General features: G+C 62.1%; 18 protein-coding genes. 11 read left to right on the top strand and 7 right to left on the bottom strand.

Annotated features, from left to right (window positions below; translation table 11 throughout):
* Positions 1-54: 54 nt before the first annotated feature.
* Both H559_RS0104240 and H559_RS0104235 read right to left on the bottom strand, forming a co-directional pair.
* On the bottom strand, positions 55-549 hold the full coding sequence (locus H559_RS0104240; RefSeq protein WP_034639637.1) for a YHS domain-containing (seleno)protein: 495 nt from the start codon (positions 547-549) through the stop codon (positions 55-57).
* Positions 550-649: 100 nt separating this feature from the next.
* Positions 650-1,186 (bottom strand): carboxymuconolactone decarboxylase family protein, encoded by a 537-nt coding sequence (locus H559_RS0104235; RefSeq protein WP_028451664.1) that lies wholly within the window; start codon positions 1,184-1,186, stop codon positions 650-652.
* A 127-nt stretch (positions 1,187-1,313) separates the two neighbouring features.
* On the opposite strand from H559_RS0104235, the gene H559_RS0104230 reads away from it, so the two are divergent.
* Complete coding sequence (locus H559_RS0104230) at positions 1,314-2,213, top strand: LysR family transcriptional regulator (RefSeq protein WP_028451663.1); 900 nt, start codon at positions 1,314-1,316, stop codon at positions 2,211-2,213.
* Positions 2,214-2,384: 171 nt separating this feature from the next.
* Positions 2,385-2,915: a hypothetical protein gene (locus tag H559_RS0104225; protein WP_155845286.1), complete on the top strand. Its 531-nt coding sequence runs from the start codon at positions 2,385-2,387 to the stop codon at positions 2,913-2,915.
* 18 nt (positions 2,916-2,933) lie between these two features.
* Here H559_RS0104225 and H559_RS0104220 read toward each other — a convergent pair whose 3' ends face one another.
* The 5 genes from H559_RS0104220 to rlmF all read right to left on the bottom strand — a co-directional run bounded on the left by H559_RS0104220 (position 2,934) and on the right by rlmF (position 7,631).
* The gene (locus H559_RS0104220; protein WP_051278920.1) at positions 2,934-3,803 is read right to left on the bottom strand and encodes an alpha/beta hydrolase; all 870 of its coding nucleotides are present in this window, start codon (positions 3,801-3,803) and stop codon (positions 2,934-2,936) included.
* A gap of 105 nt (positions 3,804-3,908) precedes the next feature.
* A complete protein-coding gene (locus H559_RS0104215; protein WP_028451660.1) occupies positions 3,909-4,310 on the bottom strand; it encodes a hypothetical protein in 402 nt (133 codons plus the stop codon).
* The gene (locus tag H559_RS0104210) at positions 4,291-6,123 is read right to left on the bottom strand and encodes a radical SAM protein (protein WP_034639631.1); all 1,833 of its coding nucleotides are present in this window, start codon (positions 6,121-6,123) and stop codon (positions 4,291-4,293) included. Before H559_RS0104210 ends, H559_RS0104215 begins: the two co-directional genes overlap by 20 nt.
* Entirely contained in the window at positions 6,120-6,575 is a 456-nt protein-coding gene (locus H559_RS0104205; RefSeq protein WP_034639628.1) for a hypothetical protein, read from the bottom strand. Before H559_RS0104205 ends, H559_RS0104210 begins: the two co-directional genes overlap by 4 nt.
* Before the next feature lie 78 nt (positions 6,576-6,653).
* Entirely contained in the window at positions 6,654-7,631 is a 978-nt protein-coding gene (gene rlmF / locus H559_RS0104200) for a 23S rRNA (adenine(1618)-N(6))-methyltransferase RlmF (RefSeq protein WP_028451657.1), read from the bottom strand.
* Between the two features lie 153 nt (positions 7,632-7,784).
* Between rlmF and H559_RS0104195 the strand changes: the two genes are divergently transcribed.
* The 9 genes from H559_RS0104195 (at position 7,785) to H559_RS0104155 (ending at position 18,860) form a co-directional block, all read left to right on the top strand.
* Complete coding sequence (locus H559_RS0104195; RefSeq protein ID WP_028451656.1) at positions 7,785-8,198, top strand: DUF2170 family protein; 414 nt, start codon at positions 7,785-7,787, stop codon at positions 8,196-8,198.
* Positions 8,199-8,214: 16 nt separating this feature from the next.
* Complete coding sequence (locus H559_RS18895; RefSeq protein WP_051278919.1) at positions 8,215-8,970, top strand: PspA/IM30 family protein; 756 nt, start codon at positions 8,215-8,217, stop codon at positions 8,968-8,970.
* Entirely contained in the window at positions 8,967-9,296 is a 330-nt protein-coding gene (locus tag H559_RS0104185; RefSeq protein WP_028451655.1) for a hypothetical protein, read from the top strand. The genes H559_RS18895 and H559_RS0104185 overlap by 4 nt, the downstream gene beginning before the upstream one ends.
* Positions 9,293-9,562, top strand: coding sequence for a hypothetical protein (locus H559_RS18890; RefSeq protein WP_155845285.1), 270 nt, complete (start codon positions 9,293-9,295; stop codon positions 9,560-9,562). Before H559_RS0104185 ends, H559_RS18890 begins: the two co-directional genes overlap by 4 nt.
* An 82-nt stretch (positions 9,563-9,644) precedes the next feature.
* Positions 9,645-10,283, top strand: coding sequence for a hypothetical protein (locus H559_RS0104175; RefSeq protein ID WP_028451653.1), 639 nt, complete (start codon positions 9,645-9,647; stop codon positions 10,281-10,283).
* Positions 10,284-10,351: 68 nt separating this feature from the next.
* Entirely contained in the window at positions 10,352-12,493 is a 2,142-nt protein-coding gene (locus H559_RS0104170) for a flotillin family protein (protein WP_028451652.1), read from the top strand.
* A 128-nt stretch (positions 12,494-12,621) separates the two neighbouring features.
* On the top strand, positions 12,622-13,164 hold the full coding sequence (locus H559_RS18885; RefSeq protein WP_051278918.1) for a TFIIB-type zinc ribbon-containing protein: 543 nt from the start codon (positions 12,622-12,624) through the stop codon (positions 13,162-13,164).
* A gap of 33 nt (positions 13,165-13,197) precedes the next feature.
* On the top strand, positions 13,198-13,545 hold the full coding sequence (locus H559_RS0104160) for a hypothetical protein (RefSeq protein WP_028451651.1): 348 nt from the start codon (positions 13,198-13,200) through the stop codon (positions 13,543-13,545).
* Between the two features lie 59 nt (positions 13,546-13,604).
* Positions 13,605-18,860: a DNA repair ATPase gene (locus tag H559_RS0104155; protein WP_028451650.1), complete on the top strand. Its 5,256-nt coding sequence runs from the start codon at positions 13,605-13,607 to the stop codon at positions 18,858-18,860.
* The last annotated feature ends 194 nt before the right edge of the window (positions 18,861-19,054 follow it).

The raw sequence follows: 19,054 nt of genomic DNA, 5'->3' as shown, positions 1-19,054 counted from the left end.
CACAGTCATTTATTCAATTAGGCTGTACAGATATACCCATGCCTGAAATTTGAATTACAGATCCTTCGGTGCCTTGTCCTTGATCTGCGGCCATTCCATATTGGCCTTCTTCAGGTTGCCCGGAACGTCTTCCAGCCACTTCTTCTGCACTTCCTTGTTCACGTTCAGATACAGCTTGCCGTCGACGATCTTCCAGGCTTGCGGATCGCCATCGAGCTTCTTGTCCAGCGCCACGCCCATGGCGCAGAAGCCACCAAATTGCGGGGCAAACCGGTCCGGATTGGCGGTGAACTGATCACGGTGCGCCTTGCTGGCGAAGTGATAGGTCACGCCATTGTGCGAGGCCTTGTAGGCGGAATTGCCCAGTACCGGAGCCTTGTCGGTGAAATAGGCGACCGGGTCATAGCCCTGCAGGCCCACGCCCTGTGCGTCGACATTGACCGCAGCGGTCGAGTTTTCGTCGTAGGCCAGTGCGGTGCCCGGCACGACGGCCAGCGCAGCGAAACCGGAAATGAGGGCAGCAAGAATGGAAGTGCGTACGTTCAGCATGATGAAATTCCTTGGCAATGTGTTAATGAAGCAAGAAAAACAGGGTACTGCGGTGCAAGCTGCCCGGCGCCTTCGCGCCGGACGCATGGGTTGCCGGGTATTAGGCCAGAGCCACCTTGGGGAAATCGATTTCCACGCGGCTGGCCTTGCCCAGAATGTTGGTCAGCAGGTTCATGCCGACGTGAGTGATGATTTCGACGATGTCGGCGTCGCTGAAGCCGGCATTGCGCGCCTCGATCAGCTCGGCGGTGGTGATCTCGCCCTTGTGTTCGGCCAGCGAACGCGCCAGCTTCACGGCGATGGCGGCCTTGGCGTCCTGGCTGGTGCCGGCGCGGTTGGCGGCAATTTCGTCACCGTTCAGGCCCGCGCCCTTGCCGATGGCGGTGTGCGCCGACAGGCAGTATTCGCAGGAATTCTGCTGCGCCAGCGCCAGGGCGATGCGCTCGCGGGTTTGCACGTCCAGGCTGCCTTCCTTGGCAATGCCGTGCAGGCCGAGGAAGGCGCGCAGTGCCGCCGGCGAATTGGCGAAAATCTTCAGGAAGTTCGGCACGATGCCCAGCTGGGCGTGAATGGCGTCGAATAGTGCCTGTTGTTCGGCGGTAGCGGTGTCAGCGGTAACGAGAGAGATACGGCTCATGATGTGGTCCTTGGTGGTTGGGTGGTTTCGCTCGGTGTTGAGCGAATGAGTGCATTCTGGACAAATCCACTTGAAAGAAGAATCCACATCAAACACAATAAATCATTACCCAAAACGGAATAATGCAATGGACCGCTTTCACCAGATGACCGTCTATGTAGCCGTGGCCGAAACCGAGAGCTTTGCCGCCGCCGCGCGCAAGCTGGCGCTGTCGCCGCCCGCCGTCACCCGCGCCGTGGCCGCGCTGGAGGAAGATCTGGGTGTAAAGCTGCTCAACCGCACCACGCGCTATGTGCGCGTCACCGATGCCGGCCAGCGCTATCTGGATGATGCGCGGCGCATCCTCGCCGAGCTGCAGGAAGCCGACGAAGCCGCCGCCGGCATCAATGCCGAGCCGCGCGGCCATCTGGCCATCACCGCGCCGGTGCTGTTTGGCCAGTTGTTCGTCATGCCGCAGGTGGTGCGCTTTCTGCAGCGCTATCCGGATGTCGATGTGTCGGCGCTGTTTCTCGATCGGGTGGTGAACATGCTGGAAGAAGGCATCGACGTCGGCATCCGCATCGGCAATCTGCAGGACAGCAGCATGCGCGCGATCCGTGTCGGCCAGGTGCGCCGCGTGCTGTGCGCCTCACCCGATTATCTGGCGCAGCACGGCATCCCGGCGACGCCGGATGATCTGCACCGCCACCAGATCGTCGCCGCCAGCGGCGTAACACCCTCGGTGGAATGGAAATTCGGCGAGGGCGACAACAGCAAGACCATCCGCATCAAGCCGCGCCTGACCGTGACCAGTAACGACGGCGCCATTGCCGCGGTGCGCAACGGCGCCGGCATCACGCGCCTGCTGTCGTATCAGGTGGCGGCCCACCTGCAAAGCGGCGAATTGAAAACCGTGCTCGGCGAATTCGAGACCGCGCCAATCCCGATCCACATCGTCCACCGCGAAGGCCGCCACGGCTCGGCCAAGGTGCGCTCCTTTGTCGATTTCATGGCGCAGGCGCTGCGCGAAAACGGCGCGCTGAACTGATCGCGCCGTTTTCGCCCTGCCCGTGAAAGGAACTGGCTATTGCACCGGCGCCTTGATGCGTTCGGTCGCAGCAGCGAACCAGCACGCAATCGGGCACAAGCCACGGTTTTTTCAACTACGATGATCAGGCTGAAAGCGGCAAACAACGATCAACCGAAGCAGGAGAACACAATGAACAAATCCGTTCAAATTGCGCAGCACTCTGCCGCCGCCCTTCTGTTTGCGGGTGTTCTGCTTGCCACGCCGGCGCTGGCTGCCAATAAAGCACCTGAAACCATAAGCTACAGCAGCGGCAAAACCATCGTCAAAACGGGCCCGCAGGGCGATCAGGTCACCCTGCTGGATGCGCAAGGCCAGCTTGCCGGTGAATCCGTCTGTGATGCCGGCAGTTTCGCGGCCTATCAGAGCCTCTTTACCGTGCTCCGTGATGCGGCACGCCAAGGCAAGCAGGATGCACTGACCGCGACGATTGCCTACCCCTTGCGCGTGAACGGCGGTAAGGTCCGTAGCATGCGCGACGATGCTGCGCTGCGCAAGAATTTTGCGCAGGTTTTCACGGGGCCGGTCATCGCAGCCATCGGCAAGGCCGAGCCCGCTGCCGTCTTCTGCCGCAATGGCCAGGCCATGTTTGGCGACGGTGTGGTGTGGGCAGAACTGCGCGGGAAACAGGCCAGGGTGGTGGTCATCAACACGGGCCTGTAATCAGGCAGCCATAGAGACTTATCTGGCCGGCGCAGCAGCCAGCGCTGCCGCATAGAAATCCAGCACGGCAGTCTGGTAGCGGTTTCCGTGCCGCAGGGAAAAGGCATCAATATGTCTGCCGCCTTCCACCGTGATCATGGTTTTCGGCTCCTGCGCCAGAGCAAACAGGGTTGTGCTGTGCCCGTAGGGAATGATCTGGTCCTGCGTACCATGAATCAGCAGCAGCGGAATCGGCGCCAGCTTGCCGATGTAGCGATCGGCGCTGTAGCTGTCATCCACCAGCGCACCGGAGCCGGCAACCTTGTCGTTGGCAATCGCCGAATACGAACTGAAGGTTGCTTCGATCACCATCGCCCTGATACCGGCCCGATTGCCCGCGCCAACGGCGGCAATCGCATTGGTGCCGCCCAGGCTCTGGCCCAGCACCAGCAGACGCTCCGGATCGACATCCTTGCGCGTGCGCACGTAATCCAGCGCTGCATTGGCATCATCGAAGACCCCTTTGGGCTCCGGACTGCCCTGCGAAAGGCCGTAGCCGCGGTAATCAAAGACGAACACGTTGTAGCCCTGCGCGGGCAGCCAGCCGACAAACCGCCAGTGCGCCGTCATGTTCTGTGCATTACCGTGAAAATGGACCACGGTGCCCTTGGCGGCGCGCGAGTCTGCCACACCCACGGCCGGAATGAACCAGCCACTCAGGGATGTGCCGTCGCGGCTGACAAAGCTGACCCGCTCGAACGGCAGCCCCGCCTCCGCCGGCGTGCTGTAGCTAACGCGGTCAGGATGATAGAACGGACTGGATACACATGCGGTCAGCAACAGGCAGAACAACAGAAGGACAAAGCACCGAGCGTGGCGGATGCCGTGGATATGATGGTCAATTCGCATGCCTGCTCCCGAGCAAACCGCCGGAACACCCGGCAATCCACAACCATATACATCACCACCCATGCAATCAAAACCCTTGTATGTTAATCGCTATGGGTTTATACCCTAGCCGTTGTTGTTATTATTGTTATTGTTGTTGCTGTTCTTCTCCTTCTGGCGCGCTGCGGCCGCACTGCTGATCCCCAGCCCCGCCGCCCCCAGCATCACCAGCTGGCCATTGTTGGCGAACGCAGCACCATCGAGCCGCGAAATCTGCCTGCCGTCGGTCCAGATCACCAGCGTCCTGGTGGCTTCAGATACCGGGAAATACTTTTTCTGTACGCCAGCGTGATAACAGCTCAGCTGCTGCGCGTGATACACCACATAGTCCTTTTTCGGCTGGCCCTGCTGCAGATAATCAACCAGCCGCGCTTCGATTGCGGTGCGCGCCGGTCCGTCGGGCAGACCGCAGGCATTGAGGAATTGCTCCAGCGTAAAGGCAGTTTTTTCAAGCGTCGCGGTTGCCATCGTCGGCCTCCGGCAGGTAGTAAAACTCGAAATTCGGAAAGGGCAAATTGAGCGCCTGGATGTGATAAAAGGCGTTATTTTTCTGCTTCTGGTAGTGATAATCGCGCAAATAGCCGGTTGTGACGAAACAATTGTTCAGCACGCCACGGACAAACAGCGACGCATGCAGCGCCAGCAAGGGCGCCAGATCGACGCTGCGCCAACCCTCACCCAAGGCGGAAGGCACAGTGATCAGCCGGCGGAACAGCTGGTAGCTGAACAGATGCTCCTGCTTCGTGCGCTGCTCGTCGCCGTAGACCACCGACGTATCGCGCAGCAGCTGCAGGTAGAGCGTGTTGCGCACCGGCTCGTCGCAGGCCGCGTCCCACACCGCCTCGTTGATGTGCAGGCGCAGCGTGTCGCCAGCCGCAAGCGTGTAACAGGTGGACACGCTTTTCAGCAGCTGCGACGCCAGCGGCACGATGTCATCGTCAATCTGCAGTGCGAACATCTGCGGCGAAAACAGCGCATTCAATCGATCATCAGCGGCGATCAGCTGCGATAGTGCGTTCTTGTCGTCGTGCAGATCGCGCGGCAGCAGCACCTCGTTCACCGGAGCAGCCGGCAGCGGTGCCGTAATCGCACTGGCCGGATGGTTGGTCGCTTGATACCAGCGCGCGTAGTCCTGTTGTTCGGCCGGCGTTTCAAGCGCGTACAGCGCCGGTGCGGCGGCGTACATGGTCTGCTGCAGCGTGCAGGTGTAGGACTTGCCGCTGCGGTTATGGAATTTCACCACCGCGCAGCCGGTATTGCAGCGCGACAAATGGCCGCAGCCCCGGCAATCGGCGGCAAAGCCCTGTTCCTCGTGGATCGCGCGGATTTTCGCCGCGCCGTTGGCCAGCACATCCGCCACCGGGTCGCTCAGCAAATTCCCGTAACGAAACTCCGGTAGCCCCTGGCCCCGCACGCAGGAATACACTTCGCCATCACCCTGCAGCAGGTAAAACTTCTCGCCGCAGTTGACCGCATTGGTGCAGTAGCTGGGGGTGAATTCGTCAAACCAGTGGCGGCGCAGGCCTTCTTCCAGCTCGGTGCCGCTGAATTCGCGCTGCAGCAGCTCGAACAGCGCCACTTGCTCGGCTTCGCTGGCCGGCGTGAGAATCTGCTCGCCCTGATGCGCGCGGTTCAGCTGTGAGGGAAAGGCGAACATCAGATTGAGCTGGTTCATATCGAAGCCCAGCTCGCGGTGGATATGCCAGATGTCGGCAACCAGCTCGTCCGGCCGCTCAAGGTGTTCGCGGCTCAGCGTTGCCGAGATTTTCTTCGCGTGCGGATACTTCGCCAGCAGGCGCAGATTGGCGTGCGTGCGCGCCAGCCAGTCTGCGCCACCACGCGTCACGCGATACTGGCCGTGCAGCGCCAGCGGCAGGTCGATGCTGGCGCTCACCGACACCTTGTGGCGGTCGAACAAGTCGTAGAGCTGGTGGAAATTGTAGAGATTGGTCTTGATGTGCGGCGCCGACTTGCGGTGGCCATTGGCCTGCAGCACGTCGAAGTGCTTGAGGTAATGCGCGCGGATCGTCGTGAACAGGCCATCGAGCACCGCCGGCGGCATCGTCGTCGCCTCGCCGCCGTGCAGCGACACATTGAAGGCCAGCACATTCGCATCAACAAGCCGCTGCAGCGCAGTCTGCAGGGTGTTCACCGCGCGCGCGGCATCGCTTTTCAGGCTGGCAGTGGTCGTCTGCTCACCCAGATAGCAGTAGCGGCAGCCCAGATTGCAGTTCAGCGTGGGCACAAAGAGCAGATGGATCAGGCGCGGGCTGGCGTTCATTCTTCAGCCACCCCGCGAATTTCGGCCGCTGGCGCGGCGGCACGGATGTGTTCGAGCAGCCGCCCGCTCACCCGCGCGAACTTGGTGGCCTGATGCCAAGCAATCTTGTCGGGCTTGCGCGCATTGCTCGTAAAACGCTCGGCCTCCAGCACGAACACCTTGCCATCCAGATGCGTCAGCAGCAGGCGGCGCCGCTCGCACACGACGAGGCTGACATTGGCAAAATAGACCAGATCGTCACCAGCCAGCAGGTATCGGTCTGAAACCAATATCTTATGACGCTTGCGGGCATATACCACTATGGCTATACCGACCAGAAGTAACCCTGCCGGGCCGTAGCCAAGCCACCAGCCAGCAATCACGACAGCGGCCGCAAGCAGCCAGCCGTGCCAGCCCCAGTCAGGAATGGCATTCTGGATCGGGCTTTTGTATTTCCACTCGGCAATGGCCATGGTCATTTCCCTGCGCGCTTTGCAATACTTTGCGCAGAAAGCATGACAAGGTCAATCGCAGGCCGGCCCGGTTTCCGTTCAGCCCCAGTGTTTCGCCGCCCACTCTTGCCGCGCGGCTTCGTCATGGAAGGTCCACGCCAGAATGCGGCTGCTTTTCTGGCCCTGCGCCATATCGACCACGCGCACGTCGACGGCCGGCGTGGCACGCAAAGCCTGTTTGAGGCCCGGCAGGTTTTCGCTGCGCGCAACCAGCGTGGTAAACCACAGGCACTGGCGCGCGAACTGGCGGCTCTCGGCAATCATGCGGCGGATGAAGGCGGCCTCGCCACCGGGGCACCACAACTCGCGCGCCTGGCCGGCGAAGTTGAGCACCGGCTTGGTCGTGGCCGCCTTGCCCAGATTGCGCCCGGCCTTGGCCAGATTGTTCCACTTTCGCGCACTGCCGGCCGCGGCCTCCTCGGAAGAGCGGTGAAACGGCGGATTGCACAATGTGAAATCGAAACGCTCGCCGCGCTGGATGATGTGGCGGAAGATCGCCTGCGAGTCACGCTGCAGGCGGCAATCCAGCCCGCCAGCCAGCACTGGGTTGTCGGCAAAGATCTTCGCGGCATTGTCCAGCGCCGGGGTATCAATGTCGGCACCGGCAAACTGCCAGCCAAACAGCGCACGCCCCAGCATCGGGTAGATGGCATTGGCGCCAACACCGACATCCAGCCCGCGCACCTTGTCCCCTTGCGGCAGCGTACCGGCAAAGTCGCCGGCCAGCAGATCGGCCAGATGGCAGAGGTAGTCGGCCCGCCCCGGGATCGGCGGACACAGATAGCCCGGCGGAATATCCCAGCGGGTGATGCCGTAGTGCAGCGCCAGCAATGCCTTATTAAGCAGCTTCACCGCCACCGGGTTGGCGAAATCAATGGTCGGCTCGCCCAGCGGATTGCGTTTCACATGGCGCGCCAGCTCGGGCACGGCAGCTGTGAGCGCAGCAAAATCATAGCGCCCCTGATGCGGGTTGCGCGGGTGCAGCAGGGATTTGCGTTCAGGGGGCTGGGCAGGCATGGCGATTGAGCTGGAAGACAGAAACAGGCCCTGATTGTAACTGGAGATGCAGCGGAAATTCGCAACGGCAACAAGCAGCGCTGCTCGTCATAAAATGTCTTGACATTATATGTCGACAATTCTACTGTGAAGCATCAACAGCAAGGAGGTGTCATGGAAACTGCTTTGCATCAACGCATTCAGCTTGCCGGCCAGCAGCTGGCCGCCGTTCTGGGGGCGGTGGAAACCGAACGGATTGCCGGTGAGGTCGAGGTATTCCGCCTCACGGTAGCCGGCCGGGAAGAATTGCCGATTTTCATTACCCAGGCCGACAGCCAGCTTTTATGTATCTGCTATGTCTGGACCGAGCGCGATGTGCAGCCAGCCCGGCGCCTGGAGCTGCTGGAAGCCATGCTTGACCTGAATGTGGCGATTCCACTGTCGTCCTTTGGCCGCATCGGCGACAAATACCTGCTCTACGGTGCGCTGGCCTGCGATGCCGGCACCGACGATCTGGTACAGGACCTGCTGGCGCTGAGTGACAACGCCATCGATGCGCTCGAAGCCATGGCCGAGTACCTGAATTAAGCGAAAGGAGAACATCATGTCCGTATTCAGCAAGATTCTGACCGCCCTGCGCGGCAGCGCCCGTGAAATCGGTGAAAGCGTGGTCGACAACAACGCCACCCGCATTTACGAACAGGAAATCCACGAGTCCAAGGCCGCCATTGCCAAGGCCAAACAGGATCTCACTCTGGTGATGGCACAGGAAAAAGCCGCCCAGCGCGAAATCGAGCGCCTCGACAAGGAAGTCGCGCGCTATGAAGAGCACGCGCTTGCGGCGCTCGACAAGACCGAGGAAAAGCTCGCCGAAGATGTTGCCGCCCACATTGCCGAGCTGGAAACCGAGCGCGCCGCACAAATCAAGGCGCAGGCCGAATTTGCCGGTCACATCGTCAATCTGAAGGGCCTGATCCGCACGGCCGAAACGCGCATCCGCGAGCACGAACGCGAGCTGGCTGTCGCGAAAACGACCGAGAGCGTGTATCGCGCGACCGCGTCGATTTCCACCAGCATGGGCAGCAGTGCTTCCAAACTGGGCAATGCCCGCGAATCGCTTGACCGCATCAAGCAGCGCCACACCCAGATGGCCGACCGCATGGCTGCCGCCGAAGAACTCGATGCCGAGTTCGGCAACAAGGCGCTGGAGAAACGGCTGGCCGACGCCGGCATTGGCGATACCGGTGCCCGCAAGGACGAAGTCCTGGCCCGGCTGAAAGCGCGTCGTGCCGGTAATGCGGAAGCCGCGACGGATGAGGCGCAAGCGGCCCCTGCTGACAAAGCGGCAGGCGAGCAATGAGTGCCAAGCAACTGCCGGAGCGCTGGAAGGCATCCGCGCCGGCGATCCGCGCCGTCCAGGTCGCGTTTGATGTCGAGGATGAGGTTCTGCAGGCCGTTCGTCGTGCGGCCTTCGAGGAAAACCTCAGCAACTCGGACCAGATCCGCAAGGTGCTGGGCTTGCCCGTATCGGGCCGGCCCAAGCGCCCGCGGCTGACCGTCACACTGTCGGACGACGACTATCGCATCCTCGCCGGGCGCTACGGACTTGATGAAAGCCAGCGGCTGGATATCAAGGAACGTGTGCAACAGGCTCTGATTGAGTTTGCACGTAAGGGAAGCGTATGATGTTTGCAATTTTTCTTGGCTTGCCGCTGCTCTTGCTGGCCATGGCGCTGTTTTACATGCTGGTGATTTATTCACCGGGCGCACAGCGTGACTGGGGGCGATTACCGGCGAAGGAAGACTATGTCGCGCGGCATGGCTCGACCTGCTGCCGGCAATGCGGAGCCGCGCAAACGCTGGATGTCGGCCTGCTGCGATACACCGACTTCCGGCGCAAGATCCTGTGTGCCGCCTGCAAAACGTCACTATGGCGCGAAGAAGAACAATGAAGCGGTGAGCCTCGTCTCACGCTGAACAGGCAGCAAGCGGCAAGCCCCTGCGGCCGGCGCCGCCCCTCACGTGGAAACCATCATGGACCGCCTGATTGAAACGATAAGCACCTTTCCCACCGCCATCTGGACGGTACTGCTGGGTGTCGCACTGCTGTACTGGCTGGCCTCGCTGCTTGGGCTGGTCGACGATGCATTGCATTTTCACCACCACGGCCACGCCGAGCTGCACGCTGACGGTCATGAAATGGGTGACATTGCCGCCAAGCTGATGGCGATGGGTCTGGGAGGTGTGCCGTTCTCGCTGGTGGTGACGCTGATTGCGCTCTATGGCTGGCTGGCCTCCGCGCTGGTGCACCAGTTCCTGCTTTGGCTGCCGCTGCTGCTGCATTACCTGCTGGGCGCGGTGCTGCTGCTAGTGAGTTTCGCCCTTGCGCTGCCGGCCACCGCCATCACCCTACGCCCCTTGCGCGGCCTCTTTGTCACGCACAACGCCATCAACAAGGCGGTGCTGGTCGGCAGTGTCTGCAAGGTCAGCACGCAAAGCGTCGACGAGAAATTCGGTCGCGCCGAGGTGGCCAGCGGCGGTGCGCCCTTCAATATCCGCATCAGTGCGGCCAGCCCCAATGCGCTCGCCAGGGGCAGCCGTGCCCTGATTACCGATTACGACGCCGCCAGCGACACCTTCACCGTCACCGAGTTTGATGACGGGGTATATTGATACAGCCGTTTTAATTGTTGACCTTTGGACCAATACCCATGAACGAATTACTTGATACCGGAGCAGCCATGACCCCCATTCTGCTGGCGATCGGCATTTTTGCCTTCGTCCTGTTTTGCGGCTTTCTCATGTTCATCAAGTTCTACCACAAGGTGGAACAGGGCAAGGCGATGATCGTGAACACGCTGCGCAGCGAGCCCGAAGTCACCTTCACCGGGCGCATGGTCTATCCGGTCATCCACAAGATGGAGCTGATGGACATCTCGCTGAAGACCATCGTCATCAAGCGCGCCGGCAACGCCGGGCTGATCTGCCGCGACAATATCCGCGCCGACATCGAAGTCACCTTCTTTGTACACGTGAACAAGGCCGCCGAAGATGTGCTGCGCGTCGCGCAGACCGTGGGCTGCGAGCGCGCATCCAGCCAGGAAACGCTGGAAGAGCTGTTTGCCGCCAAGTTTGCCGAAGCACTGAAAACCGTCGGCAAGGCGATGGATTTCGAAGACCTCTATCAGGCACGCGACAAGTTCCGCGATGAAATCATCCGCCAGATCGGCGACAACCTGTCGGGCTATGTGCTGGAAGACGCGGCGATCGACTACCTCGAACAGACGCCGATGGATCGCCTCGACCCGAACAACATTCTGGACGCGCAGGGTATCCGCAAGATCACCGAGCTGACCGCCATCCAGCACGTCACCACCAACGAGCTGCAGCGCAACGAGCAGATGCAGATCAAGAAAAAGGACGTGGAAACAACAGAAACCATTCTGGAACTGCAACGCCAGCAGGCCGAAGCCGAAGCGCGCCAGCAGCGCGAAATCGCCTCGGTACAGGCACGCGAGAAGGCCGAATCCGACCGCGTGACCGCCGAGGAGCACGCCAAGGCAGAGCTGGCACGCATCCAGGCCGACCAGCAGATCGCCGTACAGACCGAGAACATGCAGCGCGAGAAGGAAGTCGCCGAAAACAACCGCAAGCGCGCCGTGGCCATCGAGGAAGAAAAGGTCACCCGCGCCCGCTCGCTGGAAATCGTCGACCGCGAACGTGAAGTGGCGCTGCAGGAAATCAACAAGGAACGCGCCATCGAAGTCGAGAAAAAGGCGATTGCCGATGTGATCCGCGAGCGCATCGTGGTCGAGCGCACGGTCGCCGAGCAGGAAGAAGCCATCAAGGAACTGCGCATGGTGGCCGAGGCCGATCGCACCCGCAAGGCCGTGGTGATCGGCGCCGAAGCCCAGGCCGAAGAACAGCTGGTGCTGCAGGTGAAGGCGGCGGAAGCCGACGAGCGCCGCGCCAAGTTCAAGGCCAACGAAGAAATGACGCTGGCCGACGCCAAGCTCAAGGTCGCCGAGAAGGATGCCGAAGCCAAGAAACGCGAAGCCGAAGGCGTGGAAGCGCTCGGTGCTGCGCCAGGGCTGGCCGCTGCCAAGGTCATGCTGGTGCAGGCCGACGCGAAGGAAAAGGATGGTCTGGCGCAAGCCCGCATCAAGATCGCCGACGCCGACGCGGTGGCCAAGCAGGGCGCGGCCGAAGCCGAAGCGCTGCGCCTGAAAATGGAAGCCGAAGCCACCGGCCGCGAGAAACTGGGTCTGGCCGATGTGCAGGTGAAAGCAGCCGACGCCGATGCGGTCGCCAAGCAGGGCGAAGCGACAGCCTTTGCCGTGACCAAGCGCGGTGAAGCCGAAGCCGCGGTAATCGAGGCACGTCTGGCGGCCGAATCGAAGGGTCTGGCCGAGAAGTTCGGCGCGATGCAGAGCATGAGCGACGCGGTGCGCGCGCACGAAGAGTTCCGCCTGCGTCTGGACTACGCGCACATCGAAACGATGAAGGCCATCGAAGCCAACACCGGCATCGCCCGCGAACAAGCCATGGTGCTCAGCGAAGCGCTGTCCAAGGCGCGCATCGACATCGTCGGCGGCGAAGGCGATTACTTCGGCAAATTCGTCAACTCGCTGGCCATCGGCAAGGCCATCGACGGCACGATTGCCAAGAGCGACACGCTGCAGCTGGCACTGAAGGATCATCTGGCCGGCGAGCGCGACCTGATCACCGACGCCAAGGGCTTGCTGGGCAGTCTGGGCAATTCGGCCGATGAGCTGCAGAACCTCTCGGTGGCAAGCCTCCTGCACAAGGTGGGCACCGACGGCAACCCGGCCACGCAGCAGGCACTGGCGCAGCTGTTGCAGTCATTCAAGCCCGCGCAGTAAACCGGAGGGCGATGTGCGGCAGGCGGCAAGGCCACTACCGTACAGTGCGAGCCATAATTTCACGGGTATATGCCAGCAACCATTCATTGAAAATGGTTCTGGCTATATACACAGCAAGGTATTTAATAATGAAATCACCCGTAAATCAGCAGGATCTGCAGAAACAGGACATCGCTCCCGGCCTTGCCGCGCTGGTCAGCCCGGCGGACGGCGGCATCTGGCTTGATCTGGCCACTTATCAGCGCTGGCTGCAGCGTCGCGTTGAAAACGAGGACGAAGCCTTGCCGGACACCGGCAGCGAGCCACTGGCGGAAACCTCGCCGCAAGCGCTGTTTTGCCCGCAATGCGGTGCGCTGCTGCAGAAATACCGTCTGTCCAGCGAACACTCGGCACGGCTGGACCGCTGTACGCCGTGCCATTCAGTCTGGATCGATGCTGCCGAGTGGGCTGCGCTCGTGCGTACCGGCTCCACCCACTCGCTGCTGCAGGTGCTCAGCGATGCCGGCCAGCGCAGCATCCGTGAGGCAGAAACCCGCCAGCGCCAGCACGCCCGCTACCGCGAACGCTTCGGTGCAGATGATTTCGCGCGCCTGCAGGCCACGCGCGATTGGCTGAATGCACATCCGCAGCGTGCGGAGTTGCTGGCGTATCTGCAGAAACCGGCAGATTGAGTGCTTGCCCCGGAACCGGAAACAGGAACAGTCATGGAAAGCTTCTTTCTTGATTATCTGATGCCTTTTGCCTTGCTTGGTACATTGGCTGGTTTTCTGCTCTATCTCTATCTGTGCAACCACATTCATGGCAACTTGCAGGACTCCCACCCGCAGTGGCTGAACGAGTATCTCGGTGCCATGGACAGCAATATCGGAGTCGAATTTCGTGCCCTGCATGTGGTCCCGCCCTTGTTGCGAAGCCGGCAGGTCGCCGAGATTCCCAGCTTGCGTCTGCAGAGACTCTGCCGCTTTACGCGCTACCTGGGCTGGTTCTGGATGGCTTGTCTTGTCACTTTGTTCCTGCCGCTGTTTATCAAGGTGCTGCTGGTGAAAATCTGATCACCACCTGCTGCTGCATCCATTCAAATCCACCTCAATAACGATTCCGGGCATTCGCCATGACCACCGTAGACCAGGACCTCGCCGCCAGTGGCGGTTACGATTTGCTGCGCCAGCGCCTGGCGACCCAGGGCGAGGCGCTGGCGGCGCAAACCGGGCAGCTCAACGAGGCGCGCCTTGCTGCCTTTGGCCGTGCCGATCTGCGCCTCTTGGGCCGTACCCGCGCCCGCACCGAAAACAACTGTGTGGCGCGCGATCTGGTGCGCGTGGGCGACTTGTTGCTGTTCGGTTACAACGTCTACATCGGCCTGCGCAAGGAAACGCGCATTGACGATGTATTCAGCCTGTATCGCCTGACTGGCGAAGGCGAGCAGATCGAGCTGGAAACGGTGGCAACTGCTGGCAGCTTTCTGGACGACCCGCGCTTCACCGCCGATTTCCGCGAACTCTATGCGTATTACAAGAACGCCAGCCTCTTGCAGCTGCGCGTTACCGCCGAAAAACTGCTGGTCGCCTTCCGGATTGGCGAGCGGCTGACCGATGTGAGGGTATTCCGCTGGCAGCTCGACAAATCAGGGGCTGTGGCGCAATACATCGATAATCGCGGCGAGCGTGACATCGTTCTCCCCCCATCCCACGATTTCGAATGGACGCCGACGACGCGCGCTGATCACGTCAACGGCAAGCACCCGCACGTCAATGTGCTCGATACGCTGTTCGTCGAAACCATCGGTGGCGACCTGACGGTCAAGGTTGAAAACAATACCGACGTCGGCCGTGGGATCTACAGCGAGCCGGTCACCGATGCGCACCAGTCGCTCAACGATGCCGAAATCAGCTACGCGCGGCTCGGTTCACTGATCCTGCTGAAAATCCTGCCCTACCGCGAAACCGACTACCGCTATCTGGTGTTCAATGCCCGCACCCAGCAGGTGGTGCGCATCGACCAGATCGGGCAATCCTGCGTGCAGTTGCCGGAAGATCACGGCATCGTGTTTCCGGGCGGCTGCTATCTGCAAAGCGGCGAATACAAGACGTTTGCCGAGGACGTGAGCGGTTTCAAGTTCAAGCGCATGATCCGCTCACCCAATGGCGAGGACGTGCTGTATGTGTTCTACGCGCCCGAAGCGGGCCGGCTGGCACTGCTGGGTTACAACCTGATCGAGAAAACCCTGTCGTCGCCGCTGTTTTCCAATGGCTACGCGCGCTTTGACGATGGCCGCGTGCTGCTGTTTACTGCGGAGGGCGAAGAAGCCAGCCGCACCCATCCGATGCAGCTGTGGGCCACACCCTTCTGCAGCGAGGAGCACGCCGCCAGTGCGCCGCCGCCGGGCTTTTTCGGCCGCATCGGCAATGCCGAGCTGGTGCGTGGCATTGCCGAGCTGTACGGCATTGCCCGCAGCACGCGCGAACAAAGCCCCAGCCGGCTGGTATACGAAGAATTGCTGCGCGCCATTGCGCGCATTCTCGACGGCTATTTCTGGCTGGACAGCGTAGAGGCCGGCCATCTTGATCGCGCGCTGAAAGCCATTGCCGAAACGGCCAGGCTGACGCTGGACGAATTCGACAAGGTGCAGAGCATCCGCAAGGCGGCCGCGCAGGCACTGGCGCAGGCCGAAGCCGGCAACAAGCAGCTGCTGACCGACATCGCCGCGACCATCTGGCGTTTGCCACAGCAGTTTGTCGATGTGCTGGCGCGCCTGCGCCGCCAGCGCGGCGAGCTGCTGGGCCTGCGCGAGCAGCGCTACATCGATCTGGTACGCGTGCAGCAACTCGACGACGCGCTGGCCGCAGAACAAACACGCATCGCCGACGAGACGATCCGCTTTCTGGCCGATGAAAAGGCCTTTGCGCCGTATCACCAGGAGTTGGAGCGCATCGCCGGCGAATTGCCGGTGGTCGCCAGCGTGGCGCTGCTGGAGCCGCAACTGCAGGCGCTGGACGCCACCGCCGCCGGGCTCGACCTGCTGACCGAACTCCTGTCGGGGCTGGAAAGTGGCGATCCGACGGTACGCACACGCATTCTCGATGCGGTCAGCGAGGTGTATGCGCGGCTAAACCAGGTACGCGCCGCCGCCCGCAGCCGCCGCGACACGCTGGCGGTGGCCGAATCCAGCGCCGAATTCGGCGCGCAGTTCAAGCTCTTCGCACAAAGCGTCGCCAATGCACTCGATCTGGCCGCCAGCCCTGAGCAGTGCGACGACGCGCAAACGGCCTTGCTGACGCAGCTCGAAGACCTGGAAACCCGCTTTGGCGGCCAGGAAACCTTCCTCGCCGACATTCTCGCCAAGCGCGAAGCGGTGATGGAAGCCTTCGCCGCCCGCCGGCAGATTCTGCTGGAAGCCCGTCAGGCACGCGCACAATCGCTGGCCGCCGCCGCGCAGCGCATTCTGGCCAGCATCGAAAAGCGCATCAGCCGCTTTGCCACTGCAGAGGAACTGCACAGCTATTTCGCCGCTGACCCGATGGTGGTCAAGCTGCGCGGCCTGCTCGAACAACTGCGCGAACTGGGCGACGGCGTACAGGCCGATACGCTGGAAGCCCGTGCCAAAACACTGCGCGACAACGCCGTGCGCATCCAGCGCGACAAGGGGGAGCTGTTTTCGGCCGAGGGTATTCGGCTCGGCAAGCACACCTTCACGGTCGCCACGCAGGCCGTTGACCTCACGCTGGTCAACCGCGATGGCGAGCTGTGCCTGCACGTGACCGGCACCGAGTTCTACGACCCGGTGCGCGATGCGGCACTGGATGCGCTCAAGCCCTTCTGGGCGCAGGCGCTGGTGTCGGAAAACGACGACGTGTACCGCGCCGAATACCTGGCATGGCATATGCTCAAAGCCCTTCATGCCGGAGAGCTGCAGGGCGATACCCTGTTTGCCGCCTTGAACAGTGATGCCGGGCTGCTGCCGCTGGTGCGCGATTACGCCGCGCCGCGCTATCAGGAAGGCTATCAGAAGGGCGTGCATGATCATGACGCCAGTCTGATCCTCGCCGCGTTGCTGCCGATGGATCGCGATGCCGGCCTGCTGCGCTTCGGTCCCTTGCCGCGCGCACTGGCCGTGCTGTGCTGGCAGTTCGGCGTGTGGGAAAACGACAAGGCGGTGTGGCGCGTGCGCGCCGACAATGCGCGGCGCATCGCGCAGGAATTCGGCCACAACGCCGCGCTTGATGCCTTGCGCGACAGCCTGCGTGCACTCTGCTCGGCCTTTGCGGAGCGCGAAGGCCTGCCGTTGGCGGGCGCGCTGCTCTCCGCCAGCGCCAATTACCTGCTGGCTGAACTCACCAGCGGCCAGCCCGACTGGGTGGCCAGCGGCGATGCGCTTGATCTGGTCGCGCAACTGCGTCAGCAAGTCGAACGTCGTGGCGCCAGCAGCGCGCTGCAGGAAGGTCTGCAAGCCGGCACGCTGGCGCAGCGCTGGCAGCTGGCACTGCACTGGTGCGAGGCCATTGCCGCCAGCCTGAACCTGCCGCAAAACTACGCACCGGAAGCCGCCGCGATCCTGCTGGTCGAGCTGCCGCGTCGCCGCATCAATGTGGCGCTGACCATCACGCTCTCCGGTCTGCTGGGGCAACACGCGCGCGTGCAGGACGGGCAGCTGGCGCTGGATCTCAACGAATTCCGCCATCGCCTCGCCAGTTATGAGCACGAGGTGGTGCCGCAGTTTGCCGAGCTGCAGAAACTGCGGCAGGCATGCGTCGACAAGCACCGTAAAGCCTTGCGTCTGGAGCAATACCAGGCCAAACCGCTGTCCGGCTTCGTGCGCAACCAGCTGATCGACCAGGTGTATCTGCAGCTGATCGGCGACAACCTCGCCAAGCAGATCGGCACCGCCGGCGAATCCCGCCGTGGCGATCTGATGGGCCTGTTGCTGCTGATTTCGCCGCCGGGCTACGGCAAGACCACGCTGATGGAATACGTCGCCAACCGGCTCGGGCTGGTGTTCGTGCGCATCAACTGCCCGGCACTGGGCCACGACGTCACCACGCTCGACCCGGCGCAGGCCGGCAACAGCGCCGCGCGCCAGGAGCTGGAAAAGCTCAACTTCGGCCTGGCGATGAGCAATAACGTGATGCTGTACCTGGACGATATCCAGCACACCAATTCCGAATTCCTGCAACGCTTCATCGCACTGTGCGACGGCACACGCCGCATCGAAGGGTTGTGGCGCGGTGAAGCGCGCAGCTACGACCTGCGCGGCAAGCGCTTCTGCATGGTGATGGCCGGCAACCCGTACACCGAAACCGGCGAAGCCTTCCGCATTCCGGACATGCTGGCCAACCGCGCCGACATCTACAACCTCGGCGATGTGCTCTCGGGCCGCGAGGCGCTGTTTGCGCTGTCCTACATCGAAAACAGCCTCACCGCCAACCCGGTGCTGGCGCCGCTCTCCAACCGCGACCCGGCCGACATCGCGCTGTTCCTGCGCATGGCTGCCGGCGACAGCGTGCCGCTCACCGACTTCAAGCACGGCTACGGCGCGGCCGAAGCCGGTGAAATCGTCAGCGTGCTGCAAAAGCTGTTCGTGGTACGCGAGCTGCTGATGAAGGTGAATGCCGCCTACATTGCGTCTGCCGCGCAGGCTGACGCCTACCGCGTCGAGCCGCCGTTCAAGCTGCAGGGTAGTTACCGCAATATGGCCAAGCTGGCCGCGCGCGTGTCGGCCATCATGAACGAGGCCGAACTCATCAATCTGGTGCGTGACCACTATCTGGGCGAGGCGCAGACACTGACACACGGCGCCGAGGAAAACCTGCTCAAGCTCGCCGAACTGCAGGGCGCACTCACACCGCAGGAGGCCGAGCGCTGGGCGCAGATCAAGCGCGATTTCCTGCACCACAAGCGCATGGGCGGCGCCGACGCCGACGGCGCGACCAAGATCGCGCAACAGGTGTCACACCTGGCCGAAATGCTGAGTGCCATTGACACCCGGCTCGCCGACGAGCGCGGCAGCCTGCGCATCGCCGACGCGCTGGCCGGCATTGGTGCCCAGCTCGACAAGACGCAGCCCGGTTTGGTGATCGCGCGCGAATGCCGTGACGGCCTCACACGCATCGATGACGCACTGCGCGCCATCCGCCCCGAGGTGAACATCGAGCCGCAACCGGAAATGGTGAAAGTGCTGCAGGGGCTGGCGCATGCCTATGAACATGCGCTGATCCCGGTCATCAGCGCCATGCAGCACAAGATCCGGCTCGACCACGACATCTGGGACCGCGTGCAGCTGATTTCCGAGCAGATCAAGCAGCTGGATACCGACTTGCGCCGCGCCGGCAAGCCAGCCAAGGACAAGGGGGGCACCGCACCGGCTGCCTGATGGCTGGAAGGCGCATGCGGTAAACCGTGGGGTAGCCCCGCATCACGCCGGGTATATATCCATAGCCCTTTATATAAATGCTTTACGGCCATATACCCAAACATCCATTTGCCATGGATACCATTGGGGCAAGTGGAAGATCGCAGCGCACAGGGCCAGCCTGGGGCCAGTCCCTGCGCACTAGTTCAAGCCGC

This window comes from Chitinilyticum aquatile DSM 21506 (genome assembly GCF_000430805.1).
Classification (GTDB): domain Bacteria; phylum Pseudomonadota; class Gammaproteobacteria; order Burkholderiales; family Chitinibacteraceae; genus Chitinilyticum; species Chitinilyticum aquatile.
The sequence above is the reverse complement of the archived record's forward strand: the minus strand, read 5'-3'. Positions and strand labels throughout refer to the sequence as shown.

Excerpts from the sequence above, each read along its gene's own strand:
- H559_RS0104240 (WP_034639637.1), bottom strand. The coding sequence starts at position 549 with ATGCTGAACGTACGCACTTCCATTCTTGCTGCCCTCATTTCCGGTTTC.
- H559_RS0104235 (WP_028451664.1), bottom strand. The coding sequence starts at position 1,186 with ATGAGCCGTATCTCTCTCGTTACCGCTGACACCGCTACCGCCGAACAA.
- H559_RS0104230 (WP_028451663.1), top strand. The coding sequence starts at position 1,314 with ATGGACCGCTTTCACCAGATGACCGTCTATGTAGCCGTGGCCGAAACC.
- H559_RS0104225 (WP_155845286.1), top strand. The coding sequence starts at position 2,385 with ATGAACAAATCCGTTCAAATTGCGCAGCACTCTGCCGCCGCCCTTCTG.
- H559_RS0104220 (WP_051278920.1), bottom strand. The coding sequence starts at position 3,803 with ATGCGAATTGACCATCATATCCACGGCATCCGCCACGCTCGGTGCTTT.
- H559_RS0104215 (WP_028451660.1), bottom strand. The coding sequence starts at position 4,310 with ATGGCAACCGCGACGCTTGAAAAAACTGCCTTTACGCTGGAGCAATTC.
- H559_RS0104210 (WP_034639631.1), bottom strand. The coding sequence starts at position 6,123 with ATGAACGCCAGCCCGCGCCTGATCCATCTGCTCTTTGTGCCCACGCTG.
- H559_RS0104205 (WP_034639628.1), bottom strand. The coding sequence starts at position 6,575 with ATGGCCATTGCCGAGTGGAAATACAAAAGCCCGATCCAGAATGCCATT.
- rlmF (WP_028451657.1), bottom strand. The coding sequence starts at position 7,631 with ATGCCTGCCCAGCCCCCTGAACGCAAATCCCTGCTGCACCCGCGCAAC.
- H559_RS0104195 (WP_028451656.1), top strand. The coding sequence starts at position 7,785 with ATGGAAACTGCTTTGCATCAACGCATTCAGCTTGCCGGCCAGCAGCTG.
- H559_RS18895 (WP_051278919.1), top strand. The coding sequence starts at position 8,215 with ATGTCCGTATTCAGCAAGATTCTGACCGCCCTGCGCGGCAGCGCCCGT.
- H559_RS0104185 (WP_028451655.1), top strand. The coding sequence starts at position 8,967 with ATGAGTGCCAAGCAACTGCCGGAGCGCTGGAAGGCATCCGCGCCGGCG.
- H559_RS18890 (WP_155845285.1), top strand. The coding sequence starts at position 9,293 with ATGATGTTTGCAATTTTTCTTGGCTTGCCGCTGCTCTTGCTGGCCATG.
- H559_RS0104175 (WP_028451653.1), top strand. The coding sequence starts at position 9,645 with ATGGACCGCCTGATTGAAACGATAAGCACCTTTCCCACCGCCATCTGG.
- H559_RS0104170 (WP_028451652.1), top strand. The coding sequence starts at position 10,352 with ATGACCCCCATTCTGCTGGCGATCGGCATTTTTGCCTTCGTCCTGTTT.
- H559_RS18885 (WP_051278918.1), top strand. The coding sequence starts at position 12,622 with ATGAAATCACCCGTAAATCAGCAGGATCTGCAGAAACAGGACATCGCT.
- H559_RS0104160 (WP_028451651.1), top strand. The coding sequence starts at position 13,198 with ATGGAAAGCTTCTTTCTTGATTATCTGATGCCTTTTGCCTTGCTTGGT.
- H559_RS0104155 (WP_028451650.1), top strand. The coding sequence starts at position 13,605 with ATGACCACCGTAGACCAGGACCTCGCCGCCAGTGGCGGTTACGATTTG.